The following is a 614-nucleotide window of genomic DNA, read 5'->3' on the forward strand; positions in this document are numbered from 1 at the left end:
GAACATGATCTCGATCCGGTTGCGGCGTTTGTAACGACGCTTGTCGTACTTCACTGGTTTCTTGCGCTGTTTCCGGCCAGGGATGCAGGCGCGTATCCCTTTTTCTTTCAACGTTTCTCGAAACCAATCAGCGTCATAACCACGATCTCCAAGCAGCCAGTCAACCTTGGGCAAGCTGCTCACTAATGCACGGGCACCGACATAATCGCTGACCTGTCCTGCGGTCACGAACAGGTTCAGCGGGCGTCCTTGACTGTCGCAGATGGCGTGCAGTTTGGTGTTCATGCCGCCTTTTGTTCGGCCAATCAGGCGTCCACGCCCCCCTTTTTGACGCCCAAGCTGGTCGCCGTGCGGTGTGCCTTCAAGTACGTCGCGTCGATCATCACAGTCTTTGTCTCGCCGTGATCTGCGGCCAGACCTGCCATCATCCGGGCGAAGATACCCTTATCGCTCCACCGCTTCCAACGGTTGTACAGGGTCTTGTGTGGCCCGTATTCCGTGGGCGCGTCGCGCCACCGTAAGCCATTGCGATTGATAAAGATAATCCCACTCAAGACCCGCCGGTCATCGACGCGGGGCTTGCCGTGTGACTTGGGAAAAAAGGGCTCAAGACG

Annotated in this window: 1 pseudogene; it reads right to left on the reverse strand. The window is 57.0% G+C overall.

The annotated features are described in order from the left end of the window. A pseudogene (locus Q1A44_RS21865) lies at positions 1 to 614 on the reverse strand (IS5 family transposase); the annotation flags it as partial.

Origin of the sequence: uncultured Tateyamaria sp. (assembly GCF_947503705.1) — a bacterium.
In the GTDB taxonomy this organism is placed as follows: Bacteria; Pseudomonadota; Alphaproteobacteria; order Rhodobacterales; family Rhodobacteraceae; genus Tateyamaria.